The organism is Niveispirillum sp. FG148 (genome assembly GCF_057809655.1).
The window spans coordinates 73,203-99,037 of sequence record NZ_JBMDKJ010000019.1; the positions used below are offsets into that span (position 1 = coordinate 73,203).

The window sequence follows — 25,835 nt, forward strand, 5'->3', positions numbered from 1 at the left end:
CGTCTTAAAGCGTCGCCAGACAGTCCGCGATCAGGTCGGTAAGACCGATGGCATTGGTCGGATGCGGGATGCCGTCGGCCGACACCACACTGTCGATCCCCGCCGCCTTGAAGGCTGCCAGACGTTCCATGGGGAAGACGGCATGGACGGTGGCGGCCAGGACCCGGGCCGCGCCGTGGGCATAGGCGACCTTGGCCGCATCGATCAGGGTGCCGCCGGAACTGACGATATCATCGACGAACAGGACGGTGCGGCCCGACAGATCGGTGCCTTCCGGCAGGCCGACGCTGACATCATGGTCGCCGCGCCGCACCTTCAGCCCGACCACGCCGGGCACGCCAGCGCCCGCTGCGGCACCGCGGACCAGCGGTTCCGACTCCTCGTCCGGACCCAGGATGGTCCAGGTGGCATCGGCCCCTTGTTCGCGGGCCCAGCGGCCCAGCAGCGGCCCCGCCGTCAGCGCCGCCGACCGGCAGTCGGGAAAGACATGGTCCAGGTCGTGGGTGCGGTGCAGGTGCGGTTCCACCGTGACGATCCGGTCGAACAGCCCGCCCAGCCATCGGCCCATGATGCGCTGGCTGACCACCTCGCCGGGGCGGAATTCCATGTCCTGGCGCATATAGGCCAGATAGGGGGCGACCAGCGTCAGTTCCCGCACCCCGCGCTCGCGCAGCGCACCGGCCAGGAACTGCAACTCCACCAGCTTGTCATTGGGCTGATGCAGCGAGCGGACGATGATCGCGCGTTCGGGCGCCGCTTCCAGCCGCACCAGGCTTTCCCCGTCGGGAAAGCGGTGCAGGGTCACCATATGCATCGGCAAACCCAGTCGGGTTGACAGCTTGCCGGCTAAAGCCTCGCCGTCCTGAAAGCCGATCAGAATATCCATCGCGTTCCTCTTTCACGGGCCGTTCCGTCGGCCCCTTGTTCAACTATACTGTCGCCAGCCTACACCTTGCCGGCCCATTTGCGCAGGGGGTGGAAGCGCCAAGGGACGAAATGACTGTGGCGAAATTTGGCGATTGGATTTATTCGACTATGACAGCGACCGGATCAGGTCATTCTTTCCAGGTTCTTCCGGCATCGTCCCGTCGGCCGGCCTCGCGCCCTGTTCAAGGATGGTGCATCATGGGTCTGGCGTCACAGGTCTTGCGTCGTTCGAAAGGGGTGGCCCGATGTGGGGGCTAGGCGGAAGCGGCATGGAACCGTTGGAACTGTCCGAAAAGGAATATGCCGCACTGGAAGAGGCGCTGATGGCGTCGTCGCGTGGCCGGGCCTTCCTCCGGCAACGGGACCGGCAGACCCGGGTCGTCGCCCAGGATGATTGGCGTGCTCTTCTGGGCACCATGACGGAGCAGGTGCAGCGCCTGCAGGGGATCGGTGGTGGCGGGCCCGCCGTCGTTGCGGATCAAAGTCCGCACCTGCATATCATGCGCGAAGAACTTAAACAGCTTTCCAACTATATCGAGCAGACGCGGCAGGAAATCGCCCAGTTGCGGCCCATGGATGCCGGGGCCAACCGAATCATGGCCGCCACCAACGAGCTGGATGCCATTGTCACGGCCACGGAACGCGCCACGTCCGACATCCTGAACGCCACGGAACGCATTCAGGCGCTGGTCAACCGCCTGCCGCCCAGCGACATCACCAACGATATCGATGCCCAGACCATCGAGATCATGACCGCCTGTTCGTTCCAGGACATTACCGGTCAGCGCACCACCAAGGTCGTCAACACGCTGCGCTATATCGAGCAGCGCGTGAATACCATGATCGAGATCTGGGGTGTGGAGGATACGGAGGTCGGGACCAAGAAGCTGGGTTCCGATGGCCTGATCGCCCTGCGCCCCGACGACGATCGCCCGGACAAGCACCTGTTGCACGGTCCGGCGCTGGAGGCCGTCAGCCAGGCCAACATCGACGCCCTGTTCGACAGTCTGGACAGCGGCCCGGCACCCAAGGCCGATGCCAATGATGCCCTGACCAACATGGATGATTGGGGCCTGCCTGCGGAGGATATGGCGCCCCCCCCACCGCCGCCACCTCCCCCCCCGCCACCGCCACCGCCTCCCCCACCGCCCCCACCGCCCCCTCCACCCCCTCCACCCCCACCCCCGCCAGCGGCAGGCGCCACGGTGTCGCAGGCGGATATCGACGCCTTGTTCGGGTAAGCACGCATGTCGACAGAGAACAACAATGTCGCTCCCCGCGTGCGCCTCACCCAGGCGCAACTCGACCGGGCGTGCGAACGGCATCTGGCCTACCTGTCAGGCATGCAAGGGGGGGCTAAGCTCAGTCTGCCCTTCTTCGATCTGTCGGGCCTGTCCTTCAACGCCCGCAACCTGACCAATGCCAACCTGTCCGGCGCCATCCTGCGAGGCACGAAATTCATCGGTGCCAAGCTGGATTATGCCGACCTGTTCGGTTGCGACCTGTCCAACGCTGACCTGTCGAGCGCACAGCTGACCCGCACCGACCTGCGTGCTGCCAGCCTGCGCGGTGCCATTCTGCGCGGCGCCAAGATGGTGGAATGCGACCTGCGCGACGGCAACATGGCCGTCAGCACGCGCGCCGATTTCCGTGTCCTGGGCATGGAGATCGGGCCGGCCGACATCTCCGAAGCCATCATGATCGATGCCGACCTGACGCGGGCCCGGCTCACGGGGTCCTGTGCGCGGGAGGCGGATTTCTCTGGCGCGACCATGGCGGGGGCGCAGCTGGCCCGTGTCGATCTGCGCAACGCCCAGTTCAGGTCGGCCAACATGGATGGCGTCGATCTGGCCGATGCCGATCTGCGTGGTGCGGACCTGTCGGGGGCCAAGGTGTCGCCCCAGGCGCTGCAGAGCGCCATCCGCACCGATGCCGACGCTGCGCGCCGCGGTGTCGCGGCCGACGCTCCCATCAGCGTCCCGGTTTCCGCAGAGCCGGTAGATGATAAGAGCCCACCCCCGCCGGAACGGCTGGAAGCGATGCTGCGCGCCCATGCGCAATGGGTGGCAACGGGCGGGCAGTCGGGCCACCAGTTGGATATCAGCGGTCTGGACCTCAGCAATGCTGATCTGGCTGGCCGCGTCCTGACCCTGATGAAGGCGACGGGGGCCAGCCTGCGCGGCGCCGATCTGCGGGGTGCCCAGATGCAGGCGGCACAGTTGGCCGGCGCCGATCTGCGATCCACCAACCTGGGCTATGCCGACCTGCGTGGCGCCACCATGGACCGGGTCAACCTGATTGACGCCAACCTGGAAAAGGCCAACCTGTCACGGCTGAAGACGGCGCGGGGGCATGAACTGCGCACCTCGCTGGTGCGCGCGCGGCTGGCGGCGGCCGTGCTGCGCGGCGCCGACCTGACGGGTGTGGATTTCACCGGGGCGGACTTGACCGCGACGGTGTTGGACGGGGCCATTCTGACCGATGCGGATATCGATGCCGCGCGGGGGATCACACTGCCGTCGTAAACAGTGGCCTTTCGCGGGGCTCCTTCATCCCGGCAGACGAAAACGGCGGGGTCTCCCCCGCCGTTTCGCATTTCCGATGAAGGCGGTCCTTATTCGGGGCGGTTCATGCGGCTGTTGACCAGATCGGTCACGACATTGGGGTCGGCCAGCGTGCTGGTATCGCCCAGGGCCTCATGCTCGTTGGCGGCGATTTTGCGCAGGATGCGGCGCATGATCTTGCCCGACCGGGTCTTGGGCAGGCCGTGCGCCCACTGGATCAGGTCCGGCGTGGCGATGGGGCCGATCTCCTTGCGGACCCAGGCCACCAGTTCCTTGCGCAGCTCGTCCGTCGGGTCCTCACCGGCATTCAGGGTGACATAGGCATAGATGCCCTGGCCCTTCAGGTCATGCGGGTAACCGACGACGGCGGCCTCTGCCACCTTGGGATGGGCGACCAGGGCCGACTCGATCTCGGCCGTGCCCAGGCGGTGGCCCGACACGTTGATCACGTCGTCAACGCGGCCGGTGATCCAGTAATAGCCGTCCTCGTCCCGGCGGCAGCCGTCGCCGGTGAAATACTTGCCGTGGAAGGTGCTGAAATAGGTCTGGATGAAGCGCTCATGATCGCCGAACACGGTGCGCATCTGGCCCGGCCAGCTGTCGGTGATGCAGAGATTGCCCTCCGTCGCCCCTTCCAGCACGTTGCCTTCATTGTCCACGACCTGCGGCTGCACACCGAAGAAGGGCAGGGTGGCCGAACCCGGCTTCTGCCCGATGGCGCCCGGCAGCGGGGTGATCAGGATGCCGCCCGTTTCCGTCTGCCACCAGGTGTCGACGATCGGGCAGCGGCTGTCACCGACGACATTATGGTACCAGAGCCAGGCTTCCGGATTGATCGGCTCACCCACCGATCCCAGCAGGCGCAGGCTGGCCCGGCTGGTCTTCTTCACCGGGCCCTCACCCTCGCGCATCAGGGCGCGGATGGCGGTGGGGGCGGTATAGAAGATGTTGACCTTGTGCTTGTCGATGACATCCCAGAAGCGGCTGACATTGGGATAGTTGGGGATGCCTTCGAACATCAGCGTCGTGGCGCCATTGGCAAGCGGGCCATAGACGATGTAGCTGTGGCCGGTGACCCAGCCCACGTCGGCCGTACACCAGTAGATGTCGCCTTCGTGATAATCGAACACATACTGGTGCGTCATCGACGCATAGACCAGATAGCCGCCGGTCGTGTGCAGCACGCCCTTGGGCTTGCCCGTGGAACCCGACGTGTAGAGGATGAACAGCGGGTCTTCCGCGCCCATCACTTCCGGCGGGCAGTCGGCCGACACCTTGGCGACCTCGTCATGGTACCAATGGTCGCGGCCTTCATGCCAGGCGACGTTGCCGCCGGTACGCTTGACCACGATGACGGAGCTGACATCGGGCAGATGTTCCAGCGCCTTGTCGACATTGGCCTTCAGCGGCACCTTGCGGCCGCCGCGCAGACCCTCGTCGGCGGTGATGACGACCTTACCCTCGCAGCCCTCAATCCGGTCCTTCAGGCTGTCAGGGGAGAAGCCGCCGAAGACGATGGAATGCACGGCACCGACGCGGGCGCAGGCCAGCATGGCATAGGCCGCTTCGGGGATCATGGGCAGATAGATGGTGACCCGGTCGCCCTTCTTGACGCCATGCGCTTTCAGGACATTGGCCAGCCGGTTCACCTTTTCCGACAGTTCGTTATAGGTGATGTGGGCGCTTTCGGCCGGGTTGTCGCCTTCCCAGATGATGGCTGTCTGGTCGCCGCGCGTGGCCAGGTGGCGGTCGACGCAGTTATAGGCGACGTTGGTGGTGCCGTCCTCGAACCAGCGGATATCGACATTGCCTTCGAAGCTGGTGTTCTTGACCTTGGTATAAGGCGTGAACCAGTCGATACGCCGCCCATGTTCGCCCCAGAACCCATCCGGGTCGGTGACGGAGCGCTCATACATGGCCTTGTACTTGGCCTCGTCGACCCAGGCACGGCTGGCGACTTCTTCCGTCACAGGAAAGAACGTAGGGCTGCTCATGGCGGTGTTTCTCCCAATTCGGTTGGCGTGCCGACAATCCAGCGTCAGGCTGGCCGGCGCCGCTTATCTCGTCCAGGTACTGGCGGCGCCGATGGCCGCCGCCCTTAACCCTTGTTCGCTTATACGCAAGGCTATGTAAGCACCGGGGGGACGATTTGGAACATGTACATTCGTCGTGTGACGGTTTCGACCCAACAAATTGGTTTGGCGGGAAATTTATGATCGTTCCGGCGTCTGCGGCCGGCATTGGCTGCCGCCCGGCCGTGCTTGTTTACAGGGCTGCACAACATGGTATGGTTCGGGCACCAATTAACCATGGGGCGTGGTCATGCGGGGGGCAGCATGAGCGGGGTGATCCCGGGTGGCGGGGAAATCATGGCGGCCGATGGCGACCTGGCCAAGCTGGGGACGCGTACCAGTCTGATGGCGCTGAACCTGCTGATGTCGATGGTGCCGTCCGGCGGGTCGGGCTTTGCCGACGCCGCAGCGGAGGCGCGTGTGCTGGCACGCCGCATGGACATGGCCACGGCCGATTTCGCCGCCGTGATGGCAAAGGGAACCGATCAGGCCTGATCGCCGACGCAGATCTGACCGTCCGTGACGCTGATCGGTACCGGCCGCAGCGGCTGGCCCTTGCAGGGGCCCATCACGCACATGCCGTCTTCCACCCGGAACTGCGCGCCATGGGTGCTGCACATCAGGTGCAGCCCGTCCAGGCTCATGAAATCGTCCGGATCCATTTCCAGCGGCACGCCGATATGCGGGCAGGAATTGCGGTAGGCGAAGACCCGGTCGCCCTTGCGGGCCACCAGGATCTTCACCTTCACCTCACCGCGCGGCCAGTCGAAGCCGCGCGCCTCCCCGTCGGGAATCTCCTCCACCCGGCACAGCGGATGCAGGCTCATGCCGGCACCCCGGCCAGGGCGCAGATATGGGCCCATTGATCATCGGTGACGGGGCAGACCGACAGGCGTGACTGCTTGATCAGCTGCATCTCGGCCAGGGCCGGATCGGCCTTCATCTGCTTCAAGGTGACGGGCGTTTTCACCGGCATCACCGGCTTCAGATCGACCATGACGAAACGGCCGGCCGGGTCGGACGGGTCGGGATAGGCCTCACGCACGATCTCGGCGATGCCGACGATCTCCAGCCCTTCATTGGAATGGTAGAAGAAGGCGCGTTCGCCCACCTTCATGGTCTTCAGGTTCAGGGCCGCCTGGTGGTTGCGCACGCCATCCCAGTGCGTGCGGCCATCGGCCACGAACTTGTCCCAGGCATATTTGAACGGTTCGGACTTCACCAGCCAGTAGGCCATTGCAACCTCTCCCCGGCCGGTCAGGGCAGAACTTTACGGAACGGGCGGATGCTGCTCGACTTGAACAGACCAACCTTGGCATAGGGGTCGTTGGCGGCGAAATCCTCCGCGCCGGCGCGGTCGGGATAGTCCAGCACGATCAGGCTGCCGACAGGATTGCCCGTGACGTCGTCCAGGATGGGGCCGGCAATGACGATATGGTCCAGCTTGCTCTGCATATAGGCCAGATGCTCCGGCCGGGTGGCCAGACGCAGGTCCAGCCCGCCGTCCTTGTCCTCGCATTCCAGGATGAACTGCATCGTGATCGCCCCTTCGGTTGGCGGTGGAAGGCCCCATGCTTAGCCGCGCGCGCCTGCGCCGTCCAGGGGGCAGGAACCACATCACCGCCCGTCAATGACCCAGTCCGGCCGCACCCAGTGGCAGGTATAGCCGTTGGGATTGCGCTCCAGGTAGTCCTGGTGGAAATCCTCGGCTTCCCAGAAGGGGCCAGCCGACACGATCTGGGTGACGATCTTGCCGGGCCAATGGCCGCTTTCCTGCGCCTCCGCCGTCACCAGACGGGCGGTTTCGGCCTGCTGGGCGTCATGGACGAAAATGGCGGACCGGTACTGGCTGCCGATATCGTTGCCCTGGCGGTTCAGTGTCGTCGGGTCATGAATCTGGAAAAAGAACTCCAGCACCCGGCGATAGGTCAGCTTCTCATTGTCGAAGCTGATCTCGATGGCTTCCGCATGGCCGGTCTGGCCCGTCTTCACCTCCTTGTAGGTGGGGTTGGCCAGGTTGCCGCCAGTGTAACCGACGCGCGTGCCTACCACGCCGGGCACTTTGCGGATCAGGTCCTGCATGCCCCAGAAGCAGCCGCCGGCCAGGGTCGCGCGTTCGATCGCCATGTTCCTCTCCATCGCTTGCGATTCATTGCCTGAACAGATGGTGTCCAAGGGCCGGCTTGTCCAGCCTCTGGTCACCCCGGGGCTCCCGCCATCTCTGGTCACAGTTGCGTCATCGGCGTTCGACAAGTGGGGTGGCACAGGGTACATCCCCACCCCATGATCGATCAGACCACCAGCCCGGCCGACAGCGCGCTTGCCACGCGCGGGGCGGCTCTCGACCTTTTGTTCAACGTGCTGGCCAAGCGCGTGCCCTTCGACGATGCCTGGGACGCCAGCCGCGCGCTGCGCGCACTGGAACCGCGCGACCGCGCCTTCGTGCGGCTGCTGGTGGCCACGACCCTGCGCCGCCTGGGCCAGATTGATGCGGCCATCCTGGGGCTGCTGAACAAGCAGGGCCAGCAGTTGAAGGCCGTGGTGCAGGACATCCTGCGCATTGGCGCCGCCCAGTTGCTGTTCCTGGGCACGCCCGCCCATGCCGCCGTGGACACGGCCGTGGAGCTGGCCGTGGCGCGCAAGCAGCACCCCTATAAGGGCCTGATCAACGCCCTGCTGCGCCGCATCGACCGCGAACGCGACGCCATCCTGGCGGCCCAAGACCCCGGCCGGCTGAACACGCCCGACTGGTTGTGGCTGTCCTGGCGCAAGGCCTATGGCACGGCGCTGACCCGCGCCATCGTTGAAACCCATCTGGTCGAGCCGCCCCTGGACATCACGGTCAAGGGTGACGCCGCCGCCTGGGCTGAACGGCTGGGCGCGGAACTGCTGGCCACGGGCAGCTTGCGCCGCCCGGCGGGCGGACAGGTCACCGATCTGGCCGGCTTTGATGAAGGTGGATGGTGGGTGCAGGATGCAGCCGCATCCATCCCCGCCCGACTGTTCGGTGGCCTGTCGGGCCTGGATGCCATCGACCTGTGCGCCGCCCCTGGCGGCAAGACGGCGCAGCTGGCCGCGGCCGGTGCCCGTGTCACGGCCGTGGACCGGTCGGACAAGCGGCTGGTCCGGCTGGCGGAGAATATGGCCCGTCTGGGTTTCGGCGACCGCGTCACCACCGTGGTGGCCGATGCCACCGAATGGCGGCCGGACGCGCCGGTCGATGCCGTGCTGCTGGACGCGCCCTGTTCGGCCACCGGCACCATTCGCCGTCATCCCGACGTGGCGCGGCTGAAGTCGGAAGAGGATGTGGAGAAGCTGGGCCGCATCCAGTCCCGCCTGCTCTATCGCGCCGTCGACATGCTGAAGCCCGGCGGCACGCTGGTCTATTGCACCTGTTCGCTCCAGCCGGAGGAGGGGGAGGGGCAGATCACCAACCTTCTGTACCGCCGCCCGGAAATGGAAGTCGTGCCCGTGACGGCCGATGAAGTCGGCGGGTTGGCGGAACTGCTGACGCCGGAAGGCTATGTCCGCTGCACGCCGGGCCATCTGGCAGCACTGGGTGGCATGGACGGGTTCTTCGCGGCCCGGCTGCGGCGGCGGGGGTAACCCAATCCCCGATAAGCCGGGCTCATCGGGGATTGGTACGCGGCGACTGCCACAGCGCCGCACATGCGGCGTAGCCGAGCCGCCGGATGGCGGCGCTGGCGATTGAAGCCCGGTGATCGGTTACGATCACCGGGACGTGGTCTAAGGGGCGGGCTGAACCGCCCCCCATCATCCTCACGCCACCTTCAGGCCCAGCCAGCGCCGGGCCCGGGCCCATTGCCGCAGCACGGCCAGGTCCAGCAGGGCCACGATCACCAGTGATGCCGCCAGCAGCGGCATGAACAGGGCGAAGCCCAGCAGGATCAGGCCCATCACGGCCGGGCTGCCCCGCATGCGCAGCAGGGGCGGAGCGCCAAGGACTCCGTCGGGCTTGCGCTTCCACCACATCACCACGCCGCTGGCCGAAAGCAGGACCAGCCCCAGGGCGGCGACCACGCCCAGGAACTGGTTCCAGCCGCCAAACAGCTGCCCTTCATGCGCGGCGACGCCGATGCCGATGACGCGGTCGATGATGTGACGATCGGCGAAATCCTCCCGCCGCAGCATCTCCCCCGTGGCCCCGTCCAGGTCGATGGAGACGCGTTCCGGCCGGTTCTGCGCCTGCGACCGCACGGCCCAGGGCGCACCCATCCTGGTCGGGATGGTCACATGCACCGGGGCTGCCAGATGCAGCGGCGCGACGCGGGCCACCACATCCGACAAGGTAACGGCGCCCACCATCATGTCCTGCATGGACAGCCCGCCATGGGCCATGGCGGCATGGTCCTCCGGATGTTCATGGGCGTCATGGCCGGCGCGTTCGGCCCGGCGGCTGGTGGTCCAGTCCTGCTGGCCGGCGGCCGTGCCCGTGGCCTGGCGCACCATCTTGAAGGCATCACCCCAGACCCCGGCCCAGGGCAGACCCGTCAGCAGCAGGAACAGGGCCAGGAAGGAGATCCAGAACCCTGTCACAGCATGCAGGTCGCGCCAGAAGGTGCGCCCGCCCGCCGCCAGACGGGGGTAAAGCACCCCCGCCCAGCCGCGGCCATCGCGCGGCCACCACAGGTAAAGCCCGCTGACGATCATGACGATGCCCCAGCAGGCGGCCAGTTCCACAAAATAGGAGCCATTGTCGCCCATCAGCAGCTCGCCATGGAACTTCTTGATCTCCTGCATCAGCCGGTCTTCTTCGCGTACCTGATGCAGGACGGACAGCGTCTGGGGATGCACATAGACCCGCCATAGCGCGCCCTGACCGTCGCGCACCAGAACGCGCACGGCGTCGGTCGGGTGTTCGGGCAGGATATAGGTCTTCAGGCTGCCCCCCGGCACGGCGGCCACGGCGGCCAGGGCCTGGTCATTGGCTTCCGCTGCCAGCCCCGTCAGGGTCAGGTTGTCATAGGGCTGGTCGATCCAGGCCTCCACCTGTGGCTTGAACAGATAGAGGCTGCCCGACAAAGCCAGCGCGATAATGAAGGGCACGCAGAACAGCCCGGCATAGAAATGCCAGCGCCAGATCGTGCGGTAATCCAGCCAGCCCCGGCGGCTGTCGGCGGCACTTGATGCGTCCGTCATGGCGTCAGCCCTTCCATTTCAGTTCAAGCGAGAAGGTGCGTTGCGGATAGGGGTGGAAGACCCAGGCCTTGTCATTGCCGATATTGTCGACGCCGACACTGATCTGGGTCTGGTCCGTGACATCCCAGGACAGTTTCGCGTCGAAGATCATGAATTCCGACGTATAGCCATAGGTGTCGCCGCGCTGCGTGCCTTCCAGGTTGCTGTTGGGGCGCGAGGCGTAGCGCCAGCCCGTGGAGAACTGCCAGTCGGGCGCGAAGCGATAGCGGGCATTGCCGTTCAGGCGCCATTTCGGAATGCGCGGGAATTGCACTCCCTCCGACGCCTTCACGGACGGGTTGCGCACCGTTTCGGCATCGATCCAGGCCGCGTTAAAATCCAGGTTCAGCCCATCGATGCCGGCCACGTCCGCCGCCTCGATGATGGCTTCCACGCCCCATTGGCGCACCAGCTCGATATTCTTGAAGGAACTGGTGACCACACCGAACTGGTTGAAGCCCTGCTGGCTGAAGATCGCGTCTTCCACCCGCTGGTAGAAGACAGAGCCGGTGAAGCGGATATCGTCGAAGGCCCGACGCAGCATCAGGTTGGCATCGCGCGACTTCTCCGGCTTCAGGTTGGGATCGAAGCTGTTGATGTCGAAATTGCCATTGCCATCAAGTTTGCCCTGGAACAGTTCCCCCACCGTGGGGAAGCGCGTGGCGGTCGCCAGACTGACTTGTCCCACCCAATCGCCCGGCAGGTCGGCCTGAATGCCGGCGGACGGGTTGACGGACGTGTCCTTGCGGTCGGCATAGTTCTGGAACCGCGGCGACCCGCTGACCAGATTGCCGATGGACCCATCGAAGGCTCGCCACTGATCCACGCGCACGCCGCCGGTCAGCTTGACACCCGGTGCCACCTGCCACGCCTCGTCCACGAAGGCGCCCAGCAGGCGGGTGCGGCCGGCGGTTTCGCTGGAGAAGACAGGATTGGCGCCCGTGCGCCAGTTGCTGACGCTGTAGATGGTCTGATCGGTTTCATAGAGGCTGCTATTGATGCCGATGGCCAGTTCATGGTCACCGATGGCCCGTTCCACCTGCGCGTCGCCTGTCCACCATCCGGTGGTGCCGGCGCGCGTGTCGGTGCCGGCACCGCTGTTGATCCCGTTCACATAACCCGTGCTGGCCCGTGCCCGCTGCTTATCGATGCCGAAATGCGACAGGTTGAGTGTCGCTTGCCAGTCGCCCAGCGGCCCCTCCAGCTTCACGCCCTGCAACATTTCCCGCCGCTCGGTCAGCGACAGGTTGATGGTGGGCATGGTGTAGTTCTTGCCGTTGATCGACACGCGGCCCGTATAGATCGCGTTGCCGGCCGCGTCCCGCAGATAGCTGGTGGGGGTGGTGCCGTCATAATCGCTGGTCCACAGCACGGCCAGTAGGGCCGCCGACCAGCCATCGGCGAAATCATAGCCGATGCGGGCGCGGATCTGATCCTGGTTGGTGTCTTCCACCGCATAGGCGCCGACAACGGGTGTCTTGGTGATCAGGTTTGGATCGGTCACGGCACCGGTCACAACCGTGCCGGCGGCCGTCCCTGACGCCGCTGTGGCCTGATAGAACTGCATCGGGTGCCCCTGGTTATCCAGGTGGCGGTAGGACAGCCGGGCACTCCACGGGCCGTCTTCCTGCTTCCAGCCGAACCCGGCTTCCCCTGTCCAGCCATCGAATTTCCGGTCGGTGCCATATTGCTTGTAGGGCTGCACGAAATACTGGGCCGTGGCGAAGCTCTCCAACCCTTCCTTGGGCGGCTTGGTGGTGATGGAGATGATCCCGCCCATGGAATTGCCGGGATAGCGCGACGAATAGGGGCCATAGACGATGTCGAACTGCTGCACCTCGCCCGGCCCGACCACGCCCCATTTCGGCGGGAAGGAGAAGCTGTTGCCCAGCAGGTTCGACACGACGAACCCATCCACCAGCACCAGCGACCGGGCCGATTGCGTGGAATGGGTGCCACGGAATCCCGGCACGGCATTGGCGTCGCCGATGTAACGCTTCCGCACGAAGAAATTCGGCGCGTATTTCATCAGGTCTTCGACATTGACGGCATTGACGGCCGCAAACTGTTCCTGCCCCAGCGATACGGACAGGCCGCGCGGCACGATGGTGATCGGCGCGTCGCGCTGGCCGATGACGATGACCTCTGCCGCTGTGTCGGGCATGGCTTCGGCCACCTGCTGCTGGGCCGCGGCGGGCAGGGAAAGGGTGAAGGCAGCGACGGAGGCCAGGGCTCGGGCGCGGAAAGGTACATGGATCACGGATGTTCCTCCGGCAGCCAGCAATGCACCTGAAGGTCAGGGCGGGCGGCGCCTGTCGGGAGAAAGCGAAAGGGGAAAAGGCTATGGGCCGGGCGGGCCGGCAGGTCAGGCAGCGAACGGCGCTGGCGGTGCGCGGGCGCCAAGGGGCGCGCCGACCAGCAGGCGGCGGCACAGGACCCGCAAGGCTGGGCTGAGGGATATGCCCGCCCTGTTGACCGGCAACAGCAGCGCCAGCAGCAGCAGGACGGGACCCAGCAGCGTCATTGCCATGAAAGAGCACAGGCCCTGATGGCCGGTATCGGCGGGGGCGGCCTTGCCATCCCCCCCGTTGTCGCCATCGCCGCCGGTGGCGATGGTCGACATGCCACTGCCCGTACAGATGACCAGGAAACCCTTGCCGTTTTCCGGGTCCAGATTGGGCATGAAACCGGCGGGGATCATGCCGCGCAGCAGCAGGGCGAGCAGCAACAGCCACGGCGCCAGACGCCGTGCCATGCTGTTGAGACTGGAAATGATTCTCGCCCGTTCCATGCGCTTCTTTTGACCAACCTTAACCATTCGGTCAATGGCCTGTCGCTGCGGCGTTTGTGCGGGCGCAAATATCGGCGGGGTCAAAGAAAAAGGGCGGCCCCGATCAGGACCGCCCTTCATCGATCTTAAGCCAAGGGTCATGGTCAATGGACCCTTGGAGGACGGCGACCGCCGGCCCGCGGGCAGATGCCCGCGTAAGCCAAGCTGCCGGATGGCGGCGCCCGGCGCCTGAGGGAACACTAAATGCCCTTACAGCATGGCCTTCAGCGCGCTGCGCACCTTGTCGGCCATGTCCGGCCGTTCCAGCGCATAGGCGACATTGGCCAGCACGAAGCCCAGCTTGTCACCGCAGTCGAAGCGCTGGCCTTCGAACTTGAAGCCATGGAAAGGCTGATGGCCGATCAGCTTGGCCATGGCGTCGGTCAGTTGGATCTCCCCGCCCGCACCCTTTTCGAACACCGACAAATGCTTGAACACGTCGGGCTGCAGGATGTAGCGACCCTGGATCGACAGGTTCGACGGGGCGACGGCCGGGTCCGGCTTTTCCACCAGCCCCTTCACCGACACCAGCTTTCCATCTTCCGATGCGATGTCCAGGATGCCGTACTTGTTCGTCTGCTCGCGCGGCACCTCGAACACCGACAGCAGATTGCCGCCGACCTGATCGTAGGCTTCCATCATCTGCGCCAGGCAGGGCTTGTCGCCCAGCACCTGTTCGTCGGGCAGTAGCACGGCGAACGGCTCGTTACCCACGAACTCGCGGGCGCACCAGACGGCATGACCCAGTCCCAGGGGCTGGGCCTGTCGCACATAGGACAGGTATCCCGATTCGATCTGGATATCTTCGACGATCTTCAGCAGATCGGCCTTGCCGCGGCGGCGCAGCGTCTCGTTCAGTTCGTAATTCAGGTCGAAATGGTCTTCCAGCGGGCTCTTGCCGCGGCTGGTGACGAAGCAGAACTGGTCGATGCCGGCGGCCTTGGCCTCGTCGACCGCGTGCTGGATCAGCGGGCGGTCGGCCAGCGGCAGCATTTCCTTCGGGATGGCCTTGGTGGCCGGCAGGAAGCGGGTCCCCAGACCCGCCACCGGGAACACGGCCTTGCGCACTTTCTGGGGCATCTTGATCCCTGTATTGACTGCCATGATCGCTCTGTTCCGTGCCGAAGGCATGGTGCCAACGGCCGCTTCCTCTGTTGTGCCACGTCCGCCGCCCGTCCCGCAACAAAGCCGCGATACGGTTCGGCAGCCTGTCCCAACGGTATCGATACCGTGGGTTGCCGTCGATCCGCAGAAACGCGGAAGCGGGCGACGGTTGTCACAGACAATCCGGAAAATTTGATTTATTAAGGGTGGGATACTGTCCACAAGATGGCACGGCAAAAGGCTTTGCCAATCTCCCATGTGGGGCGGCGCGGGAGGTGGGGACTGTGATAATCGGGCTTGGGATCAAGTGATGAAAATCCTGATTGGCGATGACCATCTGCTGTTCCGAGAGGGGCTGTGCCGCCTGCTGACCCAGCTTGACGATAATGCCACCTTTGTGGAGGCGGGTACCTTCGACGAGGTGCGGGATCTGGCCCATGACGGGCAGGATTTCGACCTGGTGCTGCTGGATCTGCAAATGCCCGGCTTTCCCGGTTTCTCCGGCGTTCAGGACGTGTGCGAGGCGCAGGCTGGTACGCCCGTGGTCATCGTCTCGGCCTCCGAATCGCAAGCGGATGTGCGGGCGGCGCTGGATAGCGGTGCGTCGGGCTATATCCCGAAATCATCATCCGTGAAGATCATGCTGTCGGCGCTCAATCTGATCTTCTCCGGTGGCATCTATGTTCCGCCGGCGGCATTGCTGGGCGACGGACCGGGTGTCGCTGCGGCGACGCCGGCTGGTGCCGCTCCGGCCGCCACTGGTGCCGGCGCGCCGGCGCTGACCCAGCGTCAGCGCGACGTGCTGCGCTGCCTGCGCGAGGGCAAGTCGAACAAGCAGATCGCCTATGAACTGGGCCTGTCCGAAGGCACGGTGAAAATCCACGTCACGGCCGTCATGCGCAGCCTGGGCGTGCGTAATCGCACGCAGGCTGTTATCGCGTCCGGTGACATTGCCACCTGAGGGGGCGCCCCCTCAGGTGTGGGTCTCCTCCGATGCCGGGAGTGCCGCCAGTGTGGGTTCTCGCCGTCCGAAGGCAATCGTCCGCAGTTTGTAGAAAATCGCGGGTCGATAGGTGGCGCCCATGGCACGCATGATATCGTGCGCCTCCTTGATGCCAAGGTGCTGGAATTCGAGCGTGATCCTGTCGACGAAGTTTGGCAGATCGGGCTGTTCATTATGTGTGAACGTGTGAGTGCGCTGGAAATAGTTGATCAGCCGCGAAAGCCTGCTGAGGCCTTCGCTGTAATTGGTGCTATCGAAGTTTGCCACGAACATCAGGTGCAGATTGAGGTATAGCGGCACCTTAATACTGGTGGCGTCGTAGCTGCTGACCCCGCCACTGGCGTGGTGATAGGGCTGATTGGCTTGTTCCTTTTCAAGGCCATACAAGCATAACACCACGCTGTCGGCCGTGTTGGGGTTCGGCTGACTGTCGATATTCGTCAGGTTGCCGAGCTTGACCGGAACCTCTAAAGCGCCGGACTGGCCGTCAATGGCCTGATTGGCTTGCTTCAGGACGAATTCCATTATGCTTTTGATCTGGTCCATGGTGGGGCCTTCCAGTGTCACATTGTATTATCCATAATCAAACCATAGCGTGTATATGGCCCTGCGACTATGCCGGCGTTGCGGCTTTCGGCTGTGGTGATGGGTCGATCGTCTTGACGACACTTGCCGAGCCATGCTCTGTGCCAGGGCTTTTTCCAGGGGGATCGGCATGACCGACGATGATGTGACGGGCCCGACGGCAACCCCGCTCGGGGCTACGGCCTATCTGGCAGTGGAAGAATTCCTGGAACCGCTGCTGGCCGAACTGGGCGAGGTGCGGTCGGTGCATGGGCGGCTGGTGCTGGCCGACGGGCCGCCGCGCCCGGCCGCCTGGGCCCAGAATATCTGGTACGACCCCGTCCTGATCCCCATCCAGTCGATCAAGCAGGGCGCCAAGGCGCTGCGCGCCATCCAGCGCAACTGGGCCCATTACGGGTTCCAGCATCACCGCCGGGCGCAGCTGATCCAGGACAATCTGCCCCATGTCTCGGCCAAGCCGCTGACCTTCTTCACGGCCCCGCCGGCGGCCCCGCTGGGGTCATGGACCCTGTTGAACGAGAACACGATCCTGGCGGCCGCCCGCTGTTCCAGCCCGTTCTGGAACGGGGAGATCGAGTTCATCGAGGATAAGGTCACCCCGCCCAACCGGGCCTACCTGAAGCTCTGGGAAGCCTTTACCCGCATCGGCTACACGCCCAAGCCCGGGGAGCAATGCATCGACCTGGGTGCCTGCCCCGGCGGCTGGACCTGGGTGATGCAAAGCTGCGGGGCCAAGGTCATCGCCGTGGACAAGGCGCCGCTGGACCCGAAGATCGCGGCACTGCCCGGCGTGACGGAGCGGCGGGAAAGTGCTTTTGGCATCATGCCCGCCGATATCGGCCCCGTCGACTGGCTGGCCTGCGACGTCATCTGCTATCCGTCGAAGCTGCTGCGCATGATCCAGGGCTGGCTGGAGTCGGGTCTGGCCCGTAACTATATCTGCACCCTGAAATTCCAGGGGGAGACGGATCACGAAACCGCCCGCGCCTTCGCGGCCATTCCGGGCAGCCAGCTGGTCCATCTCTGCCAGAACAAGCATGAGCTGACCTGGATCAGGCTGGGGGCGTGAGGAAGGCCGAAAGGTCCGTCACGCCAACGCACCGACCTGGACGGGCTGACAAACCCTGGCGGCTGCCGTGTATCAGGTGGGCCAGCAGCCGCCCCGCCGGTCGGCCGGGTCACAGGCCGCCATCGCCTGGGCCGGTGGGGTGACGACCATGCGGTCACCGGGCGTGGCGGCGGCCAGGATGGGCAGCATATCGGCCAGCGGCACGGCAACGCATCCCGCCGTCGGGCCGTAATCGGCACCGGTCAGGTGAAAGAAAACGGCACTGCCCAGCCCCGGCACAGGCGGGTCGTCATTATGGCCCAGCACCACGATGATGTCGTAAACGGCGCTGTCCAGCCACAGATCCTCGTGACTGGCGGCAAAGGGCAGCTTCACCGGCCGGTTATAGTCGGGATGGGCCGGGTCGTCACACCAGCCATCGTCCCTGCCGATCACCGACAGGGGCAGCGCGGTCGCGGGCGGCGACAGCCGGTCGGCGCGGTAGAGCACCCGGCGCAGGGTGAAGGCGCCGACGGGCGTGCCGCCATCGCCTTCCCGCTTGTCCAGCCGGATGCCCGTGCGCCCCACGGCGCAGCGCACGCGGATGCCATTCCAGGTCAGGTAATGCTGCCCGTCGGTGGATTTGGCGACCGTGATATCCATGGGAAATGTCCCTTGCGGTTATGACGAGGGCGGCGGCACGAAGCTCTGCGGCGCCGGATCGACCTCCACCGTGCCCGTGCGCGTCACTTCCATCACGGCCAGGCCGCGTTCGGCCGTGCCCGTGGGCAGCAGGCGGAAGATGCCCTCCACGCCAGCAAAGCCATTGGGATTGGTCAGCGTGCCCACGCTGAACCCGGCGCCACCCTTGGCCAGTACGGCCGACAGCGCCGTAGTGTCATAGGCGAGCGTGGCCAGCCGGTGCGGGCGATAGCCGTAAAGCTGCTGGAACCGCGCCTCAAAGGCTTCGCGTCCGCCGGGGGCCGGTGCGGCGAACCAGCCGCCGACCAGGGCGCCTTCCCGGCCCAGCCCCGCCTCGTCCCACAGACCCGTGCCCAGCATGCGCACCGGCCCGGGATCGATATCGAAGAAGGGGAACAGCGCTGCCAGTTCGCGCAAGGTCTGCCCGCCCTCTGCGATCAGCACGGCGTCGAACGGCAGGGGGCCGAACGTGTCGGCATTGGACAGGCGGCGCAGGGCCGACAGCGACTCGGGATCGCCGGCCGCCTGCAGACGCGACCGCTCGGCGGCCAAGGCCGCCTGACGTTGATCGAAATCCGACAGCCGCTTGACCAGATCGGTCAGGTTCGTGGCCCCAGCCGTATAGCGCTCGATCTTGGTCACCTGCCCGCCGGCCTGTTCGGCCGCTTCCTTCAGCGACGCCACGGCGGCATCGCCATAGGGCGTGGCCGGGGCAACGACGGCGAACCGGGTCATGCCGCGGGTCTGCGACAGGGAAACGACGCGGCGTACCTGTTCCTGGGGCTGGAAGCCCAGGATCCAGACGCCGCCGCCGGCCATGTTCCAATCGCTGGAAAAGGACAGGACCGGGCGGTTGGCGCGGGCGGCGACCGGCTTCACCGCCGCCGCCTCGCCCGCGAACAGGGGGCCCAGGATGATGCCCGCCCCGTCTTCCACCAACGACTGCGCCGCCAGCGCAGCCGTATTCGGATTGCCCTGCGTATCCCGGGGCAACAGCGTGAACTTGTCATCCCCCAGGTCGAACAGCGCCATTTGGGCCGCGTCCAGCATGGCCTGTCCCAGGGCGGCACTGTTGCCGGTCAGAGGCAGCAGCAGGCCCACGCGGACCTTGTCATCCTTCGGCATCACGGGTTGGGCGACCGGGGGCGGAGCCTCCACCGCGGGTTTGGGGGGGGCGGCCACCGGCGGGGGTTGCGGGGTGGGGGGCGGGGCCGGTACGCTGCTGGGGCTGGCGCAGGCGCCGAGCAGGGCCATGGCCGCTGTCAACGTCACCAGCAACGATGCCCCGCGCCGACGCGAATTCCCAAACATCCGGAACCCCTTCCCCTTGACGTCACATCCCATGGACGACCAACCCGACCTTGACGCCGACCCGTTCGACGGGGAATTCCCCGAGGAAGCGGACGGCGACGATGAAACGGTCGCGCAGCCTACCGGCAGCGGCCCGATCCGTAAACCGCAGGCGGGGCTTTACATCGTCGCCACACCCATCGGCAATGCCGGTGACGTCACCCTGCGTGCGCTGGAGATCCTGCGCGGCGTCGATGCCATCGCCTGCGAAGATACCCGCGTAACCGGCAAACTGCTGCGCCGTTATGGCATCCGTGCCCGTATGATCCCGTATCACGACCATAATGCGGCGAAGATGCGGCCCGTGCTGCTGGACCGCATCGCCGGCGGGGCGTCGGTCGCCCTGGTGTCCGACGCGGGTACGCCGCTGGTCAGTGATCCGGGCTTCAAGCTGGTGCGCGAGGCCAAGGATCGCGGCCTGTCCCTGACCCATTTGCCCGGCGCCAATGCCGCCATCACGGCCCTGGTCCTGTCGGGCCTACCCAGCGACCGCTTCCTGTTCGGCGGCTTCCTGCCGCCCAAATCGGCGGCGCGGCGGACGGAGCTGGAGATGTTCCGCACCCTGCCGGCCACGCTGATCTTCTACGAATCGGCGCAGCGTCTGGCCGACATGCTGGCCGACATCGCTGCCAGCCTGGGCAACCGGGAAGTGGCCGTGGCGCGCGAACTGACCAAGCTGTTCGAGGAGGTGCGGCGCGGTCCGGCCGCAGACCTGTCCCGCCATTATGCGGATAACGGCCCGCCCAAGGGGGAGATCGTCGTCGTTGTCGGTCCGCCCGCCGCCGATGCTGCGGCCACGGACGCCGCCGACATGGACAGCCTGCTGCGCCAGGCACTGACGGGTGGCATGAGCGTGCGCGACGCGGCCGCCCATGTCGCCACCATCACGGGCCAGCCCAAGAAACAGGTCTATGCGCGGGCCCTGCAAATGGGGACAGGAGGCGATGACGCGGCGTAACCGCATCGACCGCCGCCGGGCCGAACGGCTGGGCCGGCTGGCGGAATGGCTGTGCTGTCTGGTGCTGTGGCTGAAGGGTTACCGCATCCTGGCCACCCGCCTGCGCCTGCCGGTGGGGGAGATCGACATCATCGCCGCCAAGCGTGGTGTGGTGGCGGTGGTGGAGGTGAAGGCCCGGCAAAGCCTGACCCTGGCCCTGTCGTCGCTTCCCCGCACCAGTTGGCGGCGGCGCCATGCCGCCATCAGCCATTTCGTGGCCCGCCGCCCGCATCTGGCCCATCATGCCATCCGCTTCGACCTGATGGCCGTCCTGCCCCGCCGCCTGCCCCGGCACATCAAGGATGTGTGGCGGGTGGATGGGGTGTAGAGCGGCGCGGTTGAGGTCTGGGGCTTATAGCATGTCAGGTTTGGATAGAATCGGAATGGTTCTCCCCACCGTCACCCCGGCGCAGGCCGGGGTCCAGAATGCAGGGCACCATGCTCTACGACCGTGGACCCCGGCCTGCGCCGGGGTGACGGTAGAGAATGCTTCAGCATAAACCAGACAAATGCTGAGGCGGGGCCGGCCCAGCGCACCCCCCCCTCACGCCGCGTTTGGCACGGCCTGCGCCAGCCCGGCCAGGATCAGGGCGCCCATGGCCAAGTGTTCGGCGGCCGCTACGGGTGACAGGTTGTAGAAGGCTTTCCAGGCTGCGGCGCCGTTCGGGTCGCCCTGGCCGGGATGGGTCAGGGTCCAATGCCGGGCCACGGCGGCGGATACCACACGGTCGGTGGAAATCAGCCCCGGCAGGTGTACGTCGCGATGCACCCCCAGCATCTCCGACAGGGCCCACAATGCCTCCACCGTCAATTGCCGGTATTCCGGGTTCATGATCCGGTCCAGGCGGCCTTCCACCTCCCGCGCGAAATCACGTTCGCCGGGCGTGCGGTCGGCGCGCAGCATGGCGCTGTCCAGGCGCATGTCCGTGTGGGTCGGGTCGGCGATGATCAGCCCGTCGCAATGGCGCAGCAGGCCCCAGACGCGGCGGAAGAAATCCTCCGGCATGGGCAGCAGCACGCCGGCTGTGTCACGCCAGCCCCACCAGTCCCCACCGGTCAGCACATGGGCCGCCCAATGGTCTCCGTCCATGGCGAATTCCGGCTTGTCGACCGCACTGGCCCGCGCCAGCACGGGCAGGCAGAAATCCCCCGTCATGCCAGGGCAGCGGGAGATCAGGCGGCGCAGGCGCGTCAGGATGGCATGCGGCCCTTCGGCTTTCAGCACCTCCAGCGCCGCCGCATCCGACAGGCCACGCTGCCGGCCCACGCTGCGGATCAGCAGGCCCAGCAGATCGGCCGGTCGCAGGGACAGTGTATAGCGGAACAGTTCCGGGCTGGCCTTGATCAGCGTGCCGGAGAACAGCAGCATCTCCTCCCGCAGCATCAGCGTCGCCGGGTCGCCACCGATGGCGGCCAGCCGGCTGCTGATATCGGCATTGGCCAGCGGCCGGTCGACGACGGCGCCGGGGCGGGCGCTGTCGCCCAGGATCACATGCTTCTGCCGGACGACGATTTCCTTCACCGCATCCTGCAGCCGCTCGTCATGGCGGTTCATCAGCCAGGCCAGCGGGCGCACGATGTCCCAGCGACCGGCATGGCCGGCGGCGCGGTACATTTTCTCCGCCCGCTGCCACAATGCCTGTCCGCCATCAGGCACGAAATCGCGTCCCTGCCGCTGCCACAGCAGCGACAGCATCAGCAGGTGCCAGCCAGCCCGGCGTTCCCCGTCCAGCGACTTGGCCAGCCAGGGCGTGTCCCCCTCCTCGATCCAGCGGCGATCCTCCGCGCCGGGCGGCGGGGCCGCAAAGTCGAAGCCGGCATCCCCCACCTGCGCCCGCACGGGGCGCGCCGACACGGGGCAACTGGGCGCCACCTGATCAAACGGCACGATGCGCGCACTGCCATAGGCGTCGGTCAGGTCGCCGCCGCGCACGACCAGATCGGGCACACGGCCGGCCACCAGATCGGACAGGGTGCGGGCCAGTTCCGCGAAGCCTTCGCCCGCCGCCATGCCGCGCGACACGGGGAAGACCAGCAGCGGCGGCTTGGTGAAGGTCCAGGTGCGGTTGATATAGGCGATTTCCGACAGCAGCCGGTCGACCAGGAACCGGTGGTCATAGGTGAAATAGAACCCGTCCTGTTCATCCACGAAGGTGGGCACGATGACGGCCGGCTGTCCGGCAAAGCGGAAGCCATTGGCCGTGATCAGCGTGCCCAGCCGGCGCGGCGGCCGACCGGTCAGACCCAATGCCTCGCACCGTCCCAGTTCGGCGAGCGCGCCGACCAGCACATCGACATGGCAGATATGGATCTGACCGCCGGCCTGGGCCAGCGTCTGGCAGGACAGACCATGATCCTTCAATTGCCCGCGCACCTTCTCGTCCTCCGCCAGGACGATCAGGCGCAGGGGCACGGGCGGCTTGGGCTTCAGCTTGGCCCGGCGGTTCAGCGGGTCGATATCGCCCGCCGACAGGTACCCTTCCTCCAGCAGCAGGCCCATGATGAACAGGCTCTGTGCCCAGAGCAGGGGGATATTGTCGTTGGGCACGCGCTTCTGGCTGCCGGGATGGGCGCGCTCGGCCTCCACCGCCGCTTCCGGGACGATGAACAGTTCCGGCAGCAGGGCGTCCGCCCCCTTTTCCACCAGCAGCGCGTCCAGCTTCTCACGCCATTGCGCGGCCTCCCGCGCGTTGCCGGTCAACAGGGCGGTCACGTAGAAATAGGTGAAGAACAGCGGCCATTCGCTTTCGATGCCGCGGAAACGCTCCAGCTCGCCAGCCTCGTAATGCAGGCGGGAATGATCCTCCAGCACCGTCTGGTGCCCGTCGGTCAGGAAGCGTTTGCAGCCATAGGGGCCGCCCAGCTTGCCCAGGATCTCGCTGCGGGTGCGCTCCACCAGATCAGGCGCATCCACGGCGAAGGCCGGCCAGCCGATGATGCCCAGCAAGGCCGCATCCACCTCCTTCGACCCGGACTCACGCGGCAGCAGCGCCTCCACCGTGGCGCGCGCCCGCGCGATCTCGTCCGGGACGGCATGGATGACGGCGACTCGGCCCCCATCCTCCCCGAACAGATCCAGGCCCTGCATGGCCTCCATGGCGGCCTTGGCCATGCCGATGGAACTGGCATTCAGTTCCACGGCTCCGTCATTGATCTTGCGCCCGCGCTCCCAGATGCCGAAATCGGCGATGCGATAGGCGGGGCCGATGTAATGGACCAGGTTCTGGACGAACGCCACCTCGTCCATCGTGTAGATCAACGACATGCCGGACCGCGTCATCTGCGCCAGCATCAGCAGGAACAGGGACGTGGCGTCGATCTGCAAATGGCCCCAGCCATCATCGGCCGCCACCGCTTCTCCGGTGCTGGCGGAATAGATCGCGTGCAGGCTGTCCAGCGGGGCCTGGGTATGCTTGAACCGCTCCACCTTGGCCGACTGCTTCATCATGGCCTGCAACAGGCCGCGCATGGTCTTCACCACGCTTTGTTCCAGCAGGCGGGCGCGGGCCGTGCTGTCGCCCCGGCGGCGATAGGCCAGCGACAGGGCCCAGGGGCCGATGATGGAATAGACATTATCGCGCACCCAGGCATGGGTGTAATTGCCATGCACGGTCACGGCCGTGCTGGCCGGCAGCAGGCCGGTGATCGGGTGCTGACGCGACAGGATCACCCGGTTCACATGGTCGAACAGCCGGTCCAGCGCGCTTTTCGCCGCCTGCGGTCCCTGCTTGGCACTACCCCGTGGCAGTGGCGATTCCGGCATCCCGCACCCCGTCATGAATTCACGCCATCCAGCGCGTGATAACTGTAACAGCGTTACCAAAGCGTGCAACTATTGCAATGCAACATGGCATGCGAAATCATGGTGTAGGATGATGCCACGGCTTGCCCCTTTCGACCCCGCAGGAAAGACCCCGCCCATCATGACGACCCCGCGCGCCAGTGGCCTTCTTCTGCACCCGACCTCGCTGCCCGGCGGCCATGGCATCGGCGATATGGGCCCGGCGGCCCGCGCCTTCCTGGCCCAGTTGCAGGCGGCCGGACAAAGCGTGTGGCAGATCCTGCCGCTGGCCCCCACCAGCCTGGGCAACAGCCCCTATTCCGCCCTGTCCAGCTTTGCCGGCAACCCGCTGCTGATCAGTTTCGATGATCTGGTGGCCGATGGCTTCTGCGATGCTGGCCTGCTGGAACGGCTGCCCGGCAATGACGCGGCGCGGGTCGATTATGACGGGGTGGCCGCGGCCAAGCTGGCGGCACTCGACATCGTGGCCGGCGACTTCCTGAAACGGTCGTCAGATGATGATGAATGGGGCGATTTTGAGCTTTTCCGCGCCCGCAACGATGCCGAATGGCTGGATGATTACGCCCTCTATACCGTTCTGAAGGCCCGACATCAGGGTCGGGCCTGGCTGGACTGGAACGCGCTGTATGCCACGCGCGACCCGATCGGCATCGGGGAGGCACGGCACACCCTGTCGTTTGACATCAAGAAGGTGAAGGTCCAGCAATTCCTGTTCTTCCGGCAATGGATGGCCCTGAAGAAGGATGCCAATGCCCGCGGCATCCGCATCATGGGCGATATCCCCATCTTCGTGGCGGGCGACAGCGCCGATGTCTGGTCCCGCCGCGACCTGTTCGAACTGGATGAACGCGGTCAGCCACATGTCGTGGCCGGCGTGCCCCCCGATTATTTCAGTGCCACGGGCCAGCGCTGGGGCAACCCGCTCTACCGCTGGGACGCGCACCGCGCCGAAGGGTTCGCCTGGTGGCACCGGCGCATCGCCAAGACCCTGGAAACCGTGGACATGGTCCGCATCGACCATTTCCGCGGCTTCGAAAGCTATTGGGAAATCCCCGCGAACGAAGAAACGGCAATGCATGGCCATTGGGTGCCGGCGCCCGGCTATGAACTGTTCCAGTCGCTGAAGGACCGGTGCGGGGAATTGCCCATCATCGCGGAGGATCTGGGCGTGATCACGCCGGAGGTGGAGCGGCTGCGCGACCATTTCGGCTTCCCCGGCATGCGCGTCCTGCCCTTTGAATGGGGTGACCATTTCGAACCCTGGCATTACGACCCCAACCGCTATGCCGCCCATTCCGTGTTCTATACGGGCACGCATGACAATGACACGATCCTGGGCTGGGTCGCCTCACGCGGTGGCCTGGACGGGGAACTGGGGCAGCGCATCCGCTCCTACCTGAATACGGACGGGCGCGAACTGCACTGGGACTTCATCCGCTTCGCCCTGGGCGTCAATTCCGAACTGGTCATCACGCCGGTACAGGATGTGCTGGGCCTGGGCACCGAAGGCCGCATGAATGTTCCAGGCTTGCCCGACGGCAATTGGGGCTGGCGCCTGCAGCCGGGACAATGGCGGGACGAGGATGTGGAACGGCTGCGCGACCTGACGGCGACGGCGGGGCGGCTGGCGGGGTAGCGTCTAGCACGGCGCG

Annotated in this window: 23 protein-coding genes; 9 read left to right on the forward strand and 14 right to left on the reverse strand. The window is 65.8% G+C overall.

What is annotated here, in order from left to right; all coding sequences use genetic code 11:
* Positions 1-4 precede the first annotated feature (4 nt).
* Positions 5-886, reverse strand: coding sequence for a ribose-phosphate diphosphokinase (locus ACODTW_RS18785; RefSeq protein ID WP_488947581.1), 882 nt, complete (start codon positions 884-886; stop codon positions 5-7).
* 310 nt (positions 887-1,196) lie between these two features.
* Here ACODTW_RS18785 and ACODTW_RS18790 point away from each other — a divergent pair, with 310 nt between their 5' ends.
* Together ACODTW_RS18790 and ACODTW_RS18795 are read left to right on the forward strand one after the other, a co-directional pair.
* Positions 1,197-2,168 carry a protein phosphatase CheZ gene (locus ACODTW_RS18790; protein ID WP_488947582.1) on the forward strand — a complete coding sequence of 324 codons (972 nt, stop codon included), beginning with the start codon at positions 1,197-1,199 and terminating at the stop codon, positions 2,166-2,168.
* Positions 2,169-2,174: 6 nt separating this feature from the next.
* A complete protein-coding gene (locus tag ACODTW_RS18795) occupies positions 2,175-3,452 on the forward strand; it encodes a pentapeptide repeat-containing protein (RefSeq protein ID WP_488947583.1) in 1,278 nt (425 codons plus the stop codon).
* An 89-nt stretch (positions 3,453-3,541) separates the two neighbouring features.
* Here ACODTW_RS18795 and acs read toward each other — a convergent pair whose 3' ends face one another.
* The gene (gene acs / locus ACODTW_RS18800) at positions 3,542-5,485 is read right to left on the reverse strand and encodes an acetate--CoA ligase (protein WP_488947584.1); all 1,944 of its coding nucleotides are present in this window, start codon (positions 5,483-5,485) and stop codon (positions 3,542-3,544) included.
* A 342-nt stretch (positions 5,486-5,827) separates the two neighbouring features.
* Between acs and ACODTW_RS18805 the strand changes: the two genes are divergently transcribed.
* Positions 5,828-6,058 (forward strand): hypothetical protein, encoded by a 231-nt coding sequence (locus ACODTW_RS18805; protein ID WP_488947586.1) that lies wholly within the window; start codon positions 5,828-5,830, stop codon positions 6,056-6,058.
* Here ACODTW_RS18805 and ACODTW_RS18810 read toward each other — a convergent pair.
* The 4 genes from ACODTW_RS18810 to msrA form a co-directional block, all read right to left on the reverse strand.
* The gene (locus ACODTW_RS18810; protein ID WP_488947587.1) at positions 6,049-6,390 is read right to left on the reverse strand and encodes a Rieske (2Fe-2S) protein; all 342 of its coding nucleotides are present in this window, start codon (positions 6,388-6,390) and stop codon (positions 6,049-6,051) included. The genes ACODTW_RS18805 and ACODTW_RS18810 overlap by 10 nt on opposite strands.
* Entirely contained in the window at positions 6,387-6,800 is a 414-nt protein-coding gene (locus ACODTW_RS18815; protein ID WP_488947588.1) for an EVE domain-containing protein, read from the reverse strand. Before ACODTW_RS18815 ends, ACODTW_RS18810 begins: the two co-directional genes overlap by 4 nt.
* Positions 6,801-6,820: 20 nt before the next feature.
* The gene (locus ACODTW_RS18820; protein WP_488947589.1) at positions 6,821-7,099 is read right to left on the reverse strand and encodes a YciI family protein; all 279 of its coding nucleotides are present in this window, start codon (positions 7,097-7,099) and stop codon (positions 6,821-6,823) included.
* Positions 7,100-7,180: 81 nt separating this feature from the next.
* Entirely contained in the window at positions 7,181-7,690 is a 510-nt protein-coding gene (gene msrA, locus ACODTW_RS18825; protein ID WP_488947590.1) for a peptide-methionine (S)-S-oxide reductase MsrA, read from the reverse strand.
* 156 nt (positions 7,691-7,846) lie between these two features.
* On the opposite strand from msrA, the gene ACODTW_RS18830 reads away from it, so the two are divergent.
* Positions 7,847-9,169 (forward strand): RsmB/NOP family class I SAM-dependent RNA methyltransferase, encoded by a 1,323-nt coding sequence (locus tag ACODTW_RS18830; protein ID WP_488947591.1) that lies wholly within the window; start codon positions 7,847-7,849, stop codon positions 9,167-9,169.
* A 174-nt stretch (positions 9,170-9,343) separates the two neighbouring features.
* Here ACODTW_RS18830 and ACODTW_RS18835 read toward each other — a convergent pair whose 3' ends face one another.
* The 4 genes from ACODTW_RS18835 to galU form a co-directional block, all read right to left on the reverse strand.
* The gene (locus ACODTW_RS18835) at positions 9,344-10,723 is read right to left on the reverse strand and encodes a PepSY-associated TM helix domain-containing protein (RefSeq protein WP_488947592.1); all 1,380 of its coding nucleotides are present in this window, start codon (positions 10,721-10,723) and stop codon (positions 9,344-9,346) included.
* 4 nt (positions 10,724-10,727) lie between these two features.
* The gene (locus tag ACODTW_RS18840) at positions 10,728-13,022 is read right to left on the reverse strand and encodes a TonB-dependent receptor (RefSeq protein ID WP_488947593.1); all 2,295 of its coding nucleotides are present in this window, start codon (positions 13,020-13,022) and stop codon (positions 10,728-10,730) included.
* A gap of 105 nt (positions 13,023-13,127) precedes the next feature.
* Entirely contained in the window at positions 13,128-13,553 is a 426-nt protein-coding gene (locus ACODTW_RS18845) for a DUF2946 family protein (RefSeq protein ID WP_488947594.1), read from the reverse strand.
* A gap of 249 nt (positions 13,554-13,802) precedes the next feature.
* Positions 13,803-14,672, reverse strand: a complete 870-nt coding sequence (gene galU / locus ACODTW_RS18850) for a UTP--glucose-1-phosphate uridylyltransferase GalU (RefSeq protein WP_488947617.1) — start codon at positions 14,670-14,672, stop codon at positions 13,803-13,805.
* Positions 14,673-15,006: 334 nt separating this feature from the next.
* Between galU and ACODTW_RS18855 the strand changes: the two genes are divergently transcribed.
* Positions 15,007-15,657 (forward strand): LuxR C-terminal-related transcriptional regulator, encoded by a 651-nt coding sequence (locus ACODTW_RS18855; protein ID WP_488947595.1) that lies wholly within the window; start codon positions 15,007-15,009, stop codon positions 15,655-15,657.
* Positions 15,658-15,669: 12 nt separating this feature from the next.
* Here the strand turns inward: ACODTW_RS18855 and ACODTW_RS18860 are convergent, their stop codons facing one another.
* Positions 15,670-16,245 (reverse strand): Pvc16 family protein, encoded by a 576-nt coding sequence (locus ACODTW_RS18860; RefSeq protein WP_488947596.1) that lies wholly within the window; start codon positions 16,243-16,245, stop codon positions 15,670-15,672.
* A gap of 169 nt (positions 16,246-16,414) precedes the next feature.
* On the opposite strand from ACODTW_RS18860, the gene ACODTW_RS18865 reads away from it, so the two are divergent.
* Positions 16,415-17,353: an SAM-dependent methyltransferase gene (locus ACODTW_RS18865; protein WP_488947597.1), complete on the forward strand. Its 939-nt coding sequence runs from the start codon at positions 16,415-16,417 to the stop codon at positions 17,351-17,353.
* A 72-nt stretch (positions 17,354-17,425) separates the two neighbouring features.
* On the opposite strand, the gene ACODTW_RS18870 is transcribed toward ACODTW_RS18865, so the two are convergent.
* A complete protein-coding gene (locus ACODTW_RS18870; RefSeq protein ID WP_488947598.1) occupies positions 17,426-17,995 on the reverse strand; it encodes a L,D-transpeptidase family protein in 570 nt (189 codons plus the stop codon).
* Positions 17,996-18,013: 18 nt separating this feature from the next.
* Positions 18,014-19,345 (reverse strand): penicillin-binding protein activator, encoded by a 1,332-nt coding sequence (locus ACODTW_RS18875; protein WP_488947599.1) that lies wholly within the window; start codon positions 19,343-19,345, stop codon positions 18,014-18,016.
* Positions 19,346-19,376: 31 nt separating this feature from the next.
* Between ACODTW_RS18875 and rsmI the strand changes: the two genes are divergently transcribed.
* Entirely contained in the window at positions 19,377-20,342 is a 966-nt protein-coding gene (gene rsmI / locus ACODTW_RS18880) for a 16S rRNA (cytidine(1402)-2'-O)-methyltransferase (protein ID WP_488947600.1), read from the forward strand.
* Entirely contained in the window at positions 20,329-20,709 is a 381-nt protein-coding gene (locus ACODTW_RS18885; protein ID WP_488947601.1) for a YraN family protein, read from the forward strand. Before rsmI ends, ACODTW_RS18885 begins: the two co-directional genes overlap by 14 nt.
* A 216-nt stretch (positions 20,710-20,925) precedes the next feature.
* On the opposite strand, the gene ACODTW_RS18890 is transcribed toward ACODTW_RS18885, so the two are convergent.
* Positions 20,926-24,144 carry a glycoside hydrolase family 15 protein gene (locus tag ACODTW_RS18890; RefSeq protein WP_488947602.1) on the reverse strand — a complete coding sequence of 1,073 codons (3,219 nt, stop codon included), beginning with the start codon at positions 24,142-24,144 and terminating at the stop codon, positions 20,926-20,928.
* A gap of 112 nt (positions 24,145-24,256) precedes the next feature.
* Between ACODTW_RS18890 and malQ the strand changes: the two genes are divergently transcribed.
* Positions 24,257-25,819, forward strand: a complete 1,563-nt coding sequence (malQ, locus tag ACODTW_RS18895) for a 4-alpha-glucanotransferase (protein WP_488947603.1) — start codon at positions 24,257-24,259, stop codon at positions 25,817-25,819.
* Positions 25,820-25,835 lie beyond the last annotated feature (16 nt).

Bases quoted from the DNA above. Each gene is read 5' to 3' on its own strand.
- ACODTW_RS18785 (WP_488947581.1), bottom strand. From the start codon at position 886: ATGGATATTCTGATCGGCTTTCAGGACGGCGAGGCTTTAGCCGGCAAG.
- ACODTW_RS18875 (WP_488947599.1), bottom strand. From the start codon at position 19,345: ATGTTTGGGAATTCGCGTCGGCGCGGGGCATCGTTGCTGGTGACGTTG.
- acs (WP_488947584.1), bottom strand. From the start codon at position 5,485: ATGAGCAGCCCTACGTTCTTTCCTGTGACGGAAGAAGTCGCCAGCCGT.
- ACODTW_RS18890 (WP_488947602.1), bottom strand. From the start codon at position 24,144: ATGCCGGAATCGCCACTGCCACGGGGTAGTGCCAAGCAGGGACCGCAG.
- ACODTW_RS18790 (WP_488947582.1), top strand. From the start codon at position 1,197: ATGGAACCGTTGGAACTGTCCGAAAAGGAATATGCCGCACTGGAAGAG.
- msrA (WP_488947590.1), bottom strand. From the start codon at position 7,690: ATGGCGATCGAACGCGCGACCCTGGCCGGCGGCTGCTTCTGGGGCATG.
- ACODTW_RS18810 (WP_488947587.1), bottom strand. From the start codon at position 6,390: ATGAGCCTGCATCCGCTGTGCCGGGTGGAGGAGATTCCCGACGGGGAG.
- ACODTW_RS18805 (WP_488947586.1), top strand. From the start codon at position 5,828: ATGAGCGGGGTGATCCCGGGTGGCGGGGAAATCATGGCGGCCGATGGC.
- ACODTW_RS18870 (WP_488947598.1), bottom strand. From the start codon at position 17,995: ATGGATATCACGGTCGCCAAATCCACCGACGGGCAGCATTACCTGACC.
- ACODTW_RS18860 (WP_488947596.1), bottom strand. From the start codon at position 16,245: ATGGACCAGATCAAAAGCATAATGGAATTCGTCCTGAAGCAAGCCAAT.
- malQ (WP_488947603.1), top strand. From the start codon at position 24,257: ATGCCACGGCTTGCCCCTTTCGACCCCGCAGGAAAGACCCCGCCCATC.
- galU (WP_488947617.1), bottom strand. From the start codon at position 14,672: ATGCCCCAGAAAGTGCGCAAGGCCGTGTTCCCGGTGGCGGGTCTGGGG.
- rsmI (WP_488947600.1), top strand. From the start codon at position 19,377: ATGGACGACCAACCCGACCTTGACGCCGACCCGTTCGACGGGGAATTC.
- ACODTW_RS18865 (WP_488947597.1), top strand. From the start codon at position 16,415: ATGACCGACGATGATGTGACGGGCCCGACGGCAACCCCGCTCGGGGCT.
- ACODTW_RS18815 (WP_488947588.1), bottom strand. From the start codon at position 6,800: ATGGCCTACTGGCTGGTGAAGTCCGAACCGTTCAAATATGCCTGGGAC.
- ACODTW_RS18855 (WP_488947595.1), top strand. From the start codon at position 15,007: ATGAAAATCCTGATTGGCGATGACCATCTGCTGTTCCGAGAGGGGCTG.
- ACODTW_RS18835 (WP_488947592.1), bottom strand. From the start codon at position 10,723: ATGACGGACGCATCAAGTGCCGCCGACAGCCGCCGGGGCTGGCTGGAT.
- ACODTW_RS18845 (WP_488947594.1), bottom strand. From the start codon at position 13,553: ATGGAACGGGCGAGAATCATTTCCAGTCTCAACAGCATGGCACGGCGT.
- ACODTW_RS18820 (WP_488947589.1), bottom strand. From the start codon at position 7,099: ATGCAGTTCATCCTGGAATGCGAGGACAAGGACGGCGGGCTGGACCTG.
- ACODTW_RS18885 (WP_488947601.1), top strand. From the start codon at position 20,329: ATGACGCGGCGTAACCGCATCGACCGCCGCCGGGCCGAACGGCTGGGC.
- ACODTW_RS18830 (WP_488947591.1), top strand. From the start codon at position 7,847: ATGATCGATCAGACCACCAGCCCGGCCGACAGCGCGCTTGCCACGCGC.
- ACODTW_RS18795 (WP_488947583.1), top strand. From the start codon at position 2,175: ATGTCGACAGAGAACAACAATGTCGCTCCCCGCGTGCGCCTCACCCAG.